General features: G+C 37.9%; 4 protein-coding genes. 1 reads left to right on the forward strand and 3 read right to left on the reverse strand.

Annotated elements, in window-relative coordinates:
• The first annotated feature begins 1179 nt into the window (after nucleotides 1–1179).
• Entirely contained in the window at nucleotides 1180–1578 is a 399-nt protein-coding gene (locus ACP6PK_RS24350; RefSeq protein ID WP_426563419.1) for a DUF5132 domain-containing protein, read from the forward strand.
• Nucleotides 1579–1650: 72 nt separating this feature from the next.
• On the opposite strand, the gene ACP6PK_RS24355 is transcribed toward ACP6PK_RS24350, so the two are convergent.
• The 3 genes from ACP6PK_RS24355 to ACP6PK_RS24365 form a co-directional block, all read right to left on the reverse strand.
• On the reverse strand, nucleotides 1651–1929 hold the full coding sequence (locus tag ACP6PK_RS24355) for a DUF5132 domain-containing protein (RefSeq protein ID WP_426563421.1): 279 nt from the start codon (nucleotides 1927–1929) through the stop codon (nucleotides 1651–1653).
• A 366-nt stretch (nucleotides 1930–2295) separates the two neighbouring features.
• On the reverse strand, nucleotides 2296–4545 hold the full coding sequence (locus ACP6PK_RS24360) for a heavy metal translocating P-type ATPase (RefSeq protein WP_426563423.1): 2250 nt from the start codon (nucleotides 4543–4545) through the stop codon (nucleotides 2296–2298).
• 700 nt (nucleotides 4546–5245) lie between these two features.
• Entirely contained in the window at nucleotides 5246–5824 is a 579-nt protein-coding gene (locus ACP6PK_RS24365; protein WP_094673586.1) for an HMA2 domain-containing protein, read from the reverse strand.
• Nucleotides 5825–5964 lie beyond the last annotated feature (140 nt).

The following is a 5964-nucleotide window of genomic DNA, read 5'->3' on the forward strand; positions in this document are numbered from 1 at the left end:
AATTGATAATTGATAATTGATAATTGATAATTGATAATTACCTCTGGTTAAAACCTTTCTTGATTGAAGATCAGGAAATATTATTTCTTCTCTTGGTCGATTGGATATGGCGAGGAGACCTCGCCATCCCATCCTGACGGAATGCTTCGCAAACGACCGCTTTTTTTCCCCTATCCAAGGGGAGGCTTTAAACCAGAATTATTTAATTATTAATTATTAATAATTAATTATTAATTATTCGGTAATTTCACAAAAAATCCCCTCTTGATTCCTGACAGTAATTACTCAATACGGAGGATTAACTTCAACAAATAAGTATTTAACAATAGAAAATCCAAGTATAGCAAATTTTATAGTAATTGATATATAGCAATCCTAAATAGGTTGTGATAAATTAAAAAGTAGATAAAAAATTTGAAACTCTTACCTGTTGCCTGTTGCATCTTGCCTCTTGCCTAAAAAGCAGTAAGATTTTTGCCACAAATATGCGGAGGATTGCTATAGCGTTTCTCAAGCTTATGAGGTATACCTATCTTTAATTTCTTTTCTATTCCCTATTCCTTATTCCCTCCATACCAGTTAAGTGTTCCCAGTTAAGTTTTCCCTAAAACAAACGAATTTTGTACCTCAGCAGCATGGGAATTGCTATATCAAGACTTCTACCAGTTAAAAAAAAGAATCCTACAAAAAGGTGCGTCTCGATCCGAAATGCTTAACAAGAACTTCTCCAATTTATTTTAGATAGCTATCTCTATCATTTTTCTCTTTTTTTTTCAATCTTTATTCCTTCTTCCTTCTGCCCTCTTCCTTACCGAAATATTGTGGTTTAAAGCCTCCCCTTTTAAGGGGATAATAAATAAAAATTTTCCTGTTCGTCAATCCTCTTCTTTTCAAGGAGAGGTAATTCGCGCATTCTAAATTCTTAATTCTTAATTCTTGAATTCAACCATTTGCAACAAACATTTATCAAATTAGTATTATAGCAAATATGGTTGAATTATAAAGGTTATTGCTGATGGAAGCACTTATCCAAAAGGCAAGAGGCAAAAAGAAAAATTTGAGCAGGACTCAAAGTGCTACTCCGATAAGTGGATTTAGTATTATTTAATTAAAAATTAATTGTTTTTAATAATATTTATTGTTAAAATTGTATTTTGTACAAAATCAGGAGAGCATAAAATGGCAGCACAAATGAATCAAAATCCACTGGAATCAGTTAATAAAAATTTACCTGTTCCAGTTAATCAAACTTGGGAACAAGCAACTCAAAACTTACCACAACAAGTTAAACAAACGATAATTCAGCATCGAGTTCCAATTGCAGTGGGTGTGGGGGCGGTTGTTTTGACTCCAATTATTTTACCTTTGTTGAAACCTGTGGCTAAAGCAACTATTAAAACAGGAGTTTCTTTATTAGAAAAAACTAAAGGCGCTCTGGCAGAAACAGTAGAAGTTTTTGGAGATATTGTGGCAGAAGCAAAGGCAGAAGTAGCAGCAGAAACACAACATAAAGCTAACTTAAAAGCAGGTGCATATTCCCAACAAGAATTGAATACAAATAAGTCAGCAACTCCATAAATTTTACAGTTAAATTTATACTCTCTCGTTGGTTTATTTCGAGAGAGTTATACCAAATTTATGCTGATAATTTTAACACCGCCGATTGGTTTGAGATTCTGCTAAATTATTGGCAAATTCTTCACCTATCTCGGCAAAAGTTGTCTTGCTTTGTTCATATAGAGAAATACCACTTTTAATCATAGCTTTGGCAAGAGGTCTACCCATTTTAGCAACAGTAGGAGCTACTAAAGGACCGAATAAAAACATACCTAATCCTAATATGGCAAATTGATTGTTAGTTTGACCATCTTCAACCATTTCTCGGAGGTGAAGAGTTAGGACAGATTTTTTTAAGTGAACAAGTGACATAACTTTAAGAAGTAAGAAGTTAACTTTAAATAGTTATTTAGGGCTTGCTGAAAAAGTCTTATGGGTGAGGGTAGGAGTCAGGAGGAATGGGAAATTTATAGGAGCTAGGAAGAAGAATTATCCCTTCATTCTTCTGCCTCGCGTCAACCCAAAATCTTAACTTTTTGCAGCTCTAGAGAGCGAAAACCTTGTACTTTTTAAAGACCTAAAAATGCTGAAACCTTTATCTATAAAGGCTTGGATATTTAACCAGCAAACCCTATTTAACTGTTCTTCATCTCTAAATAATATCCCGCCCTTAAGGACAGAGTTTAAAATCAGAAAAATTGTGCAGTTATTTCCTATTACCTAATTATATTTTAACAGTTATTTACCACTTTCCAACTGATGCTGTACCAGAGGACGCAAACTATTTAAACCAGCAGCGATCGCACTGCCATTATGGACCACTGTAGCAATTAAAGGATGTAGTCCCACTGTAGAGGCCAACCCCAAAGCTACCAAATTTGGCCCTACCACCATTATAGTATTTTGTTCTATCAGATTTTTAGTTTCCTTAGCAATAGCGATCGCCTCCAACAAACTAGATAAATTATTATTCATCAACACCACATCTGCTGTTTCCCTAGCTACATCTGAACCATCCTCAAAAGAAACCGACACATCTGCATAAGCCAAAGCCACTGAATCATTCAACCCATCCCCCACAAAAGCCACAGTCTTTCCAGCTCGACGCAAATCTCGAACAATAGCAGCCTTTTGGTCAGGAAAAGCCTCCGCATGAACCTGAGACTCTGGAATTCTCAACTCCGCTGCCACCATTTTTGCCCTAACCTCATTATCCCCAGTCAGCAAATGTACTTCCATGCCATAATCTTTCTCCAACCTGACAATTAGAGGCATACTTTCCGGACGTACTGGATCTTTATATTGAATTGCTCCCTGAAACTCCCCATTGCAAGCCACATAAATCAAAGATAACCACTCAGACACCGGACATTCTTGATTCGGATGTTCGCAATTTTCCTGAAAACAAGGATGATGCTCATAAAAACAATCCAAATCAACCCCCGCCTGAGTCAAAAACTTTGCACTCCCTACCAAAACATCCTTACCATCAATCTCTGCTTGAATACCCAACCCAACTTTATAATCCCACTCACCCCGTGGGGAAATATTCACGCCCTGTTCCTGAGCATAACTGAAGATCGCCTCTGCCACTGGATGAGTAATACGTTGTTCCGCAGAAGCTGCTAAAGCCAATACTTCTTCTGCACTCATTCGCCCGGCGACAGTTTCCACTCCCACCACAGCAATATTACCTTGAGTCAAAGTACCAGTCTTATCAAAAACGATAGTATCAATTTCCGCCAACATTTCCAAAGTACGACCACTCCTAACCAAAATTCCATGTCTGGTAGTATGGTTAAGCGCACCTAAAAATGCCGTAGGAACAGATACCCGAATTCCAGTCACAAAGTCGAGAGTCAGAATAGATGCTGTTCTACTGGGGTCGCGAGTTGTGCCTAAGATAATGCTAGCTAAAACTAAGGACGGCAAAATTAATTTGTCAGCCATTTGAGAGGCATAGTTTGCCATTCTAGTATCATGCACTGGGGCTTTTTCTAATAGCTCAATACTAGCAGCAGCGCGAGTTTGTTTACCTACTCGTTCTGCTTTGATGTAAATTTGACCAGAACGTACTAAAGTTGAAGCATAGACAATAGTGCCTAGTTTTCCTACCACTGGCATTGACTCTCCGGTGAGTTGCTGTTGGTCAATAACTGCTTCACCTTGTAAAATTTCCCCATCTACAGGTATTTGTTCTCCTGGGTAAACTATTACTGTATCGCCTTGTTTTACTTGGTCGCTTGGTATTTGCTGTTTTTCTCCATTGCGTTCTACCCAGGCAAAACGTCCTATTGCATCTAATAAGTCAGCAGTTTCATGTTCGGTTGACCTAGCAGTTTGTTCGCGAATTACATCTCCCAGTTCATGGAGAGTTAACACTAATGCTGGTGTTAATAGTTTGCCTTGAATTGCGCCGAGGGTTAAGGAGAGGAAGTCGAGACAGTCAATATTAATGCGATGGTTGATAAATAAACTGTGGAAAGCGCGTTTCACTACTGGGAATGCTGCTATAGCTAAGGCGCTAAAACTTAGTTGTGGAGAGATTGGTAATTTTAACGGTCCGCCGAGAAAAGCTAATAGGGTAGCTAGACCTGGTTTTACTAGGCTCGACCATTCTCCCTCATTTTCCTCTTCTTCTGTTTCTAGTGGTGGTTGGGAGTCAACTTTTTGACTGACAATTTTGGTGGCAGAATTATCAACATTTTCCATCAGATATACCAGATGCTCTAGCACTTCTGCTTCCGATCTGTCTTTAGTCTGATAATTAATCATGATAGAACTCGCAGCTTGGTTAACCCGAACTTTTTTTACATGGGTATCCAATTCTAATAATTCTTGTACATTTTTAGCATAGTTTTTCTCTATAGTCAAGCGCATCACGCGAAACCTGACTCGCCCAGGAATCCGATGAACTAATGATATTGTGGGAGTTTTGAATGCTAATACAGATGCTGACCCTTGTTGTTGTGATTTGATAATTTGCATGACTTTAATTAAATTAGGAAGTATTTCTACTGTTTCTAGTGTAGTGACTTAACACATCTAATATCATCTCCGGTAGCATCGGTATTGCAAGTGAGAAGGTAAGGAAGAAGGCTCATATTATCTAGGAGAGAAGGAAGAAGGAAGAAGAAAAGGAAAAACCTTAAATTAGGTAAACATTTCCCCAACTTTTACACGCTCCGATACCAGCGGACATGATATAAAATTTTGCTAGGAGCGGGTTTAGCCTTAAATTAATGAGACTCAAGATTCAACCAGATAAACCTGCCCCTCAATAATATAATTGGGAAAATTAGCTGTGTCAGTTCAGAAGTGGCTTGACACGCCTAAAAATTTAGTCCTTTCTAGAACGAAGTGTTAGTGTAACTTATCTGTAGGATAAACCTAACATACATACGCCTTAATTTTTGTTGGGTTTCCTACCTCAACCCAACCTACGCTTATTGAAGCATTTTAGCTGTGTCGGTCTAGTAGGTCCGGTTTAGGTAACGTATCTTATTTCCCACAGACTAACCCAACACTAATAATTAGAGTTGCCAAAGATAGAAATCATAAATTTCTCTTGGTCTGAAGTTTTGGTAGTCCTGCGTAGTAATGATGAGAATATACATTTTTTTTCCCACACTCCCCACACTCCCCACACTTCTTATACCATTACTATCCACCACCATTAACTTTTAACTTATTCCTCTGGTTGAGATATTTCCTCTTCATCAGACTCAGCCTCTTGAATAATATTCATTAATAACATTCCTAGTTCCCAGTCTGACATTCCGTCAGCCTGATATTGGATGATAATAGAACTTGCTGCCTTGTTGATCCGCACTTTTAATACATGGGAGTCTGCACTTAACAGTTGTTCTAAACGTTTGGCATAGTCTGGTTCCGACGCTACTCTTGGTATTCGTAACCGGATGCGACCTGGAGTAGAATGCACTATAGTATATGCTGGGGAGTCTTCACTACTAACCGGACTTACTGATTGAGAAATAGTTGTTGCCTCAGTATCAACTACAGGTGTAGTTATATTTATTTTTTGCTCTTTGAGTTGTTCAATAATTTCTCGCACAAAACCAGCAACTGTAAGGTTAACTAGCAATGCAGTAGCACCCCGTAATTGAAATCTATTGGTAATCATCATTCCCACTAAAGGTGGTAGGATAAATTCAATTTCATTATGAGCTTGTAAAAATGCACCTAACTGGGGAACTGTTGTTTCCATCGGGTTTGTGTTGTTTGTATAGTCGGAGGTTGTGGTCATTTCAGTTATCAGTTATCAGTTATCAGTTATCAGTACCTCTAACTAAACCCAGAGACTTGAAATTCAGTTATCAGTTATCATTTATCAGTACCTCTAACTAAACCCAGAGACTTGAAATTCAGTTATCAGTTATCAGTTAT

Source organism: Dapis hubbardiae BLCC-M172 (assembly GCF_050016015.1).
Taxonomy (GTDB): domain Bacteria; phylum Cyanobacteriota; class Cyanobacteriia; order Cyanobacteriales; family Microcoleaceae; genus Trichodesmium.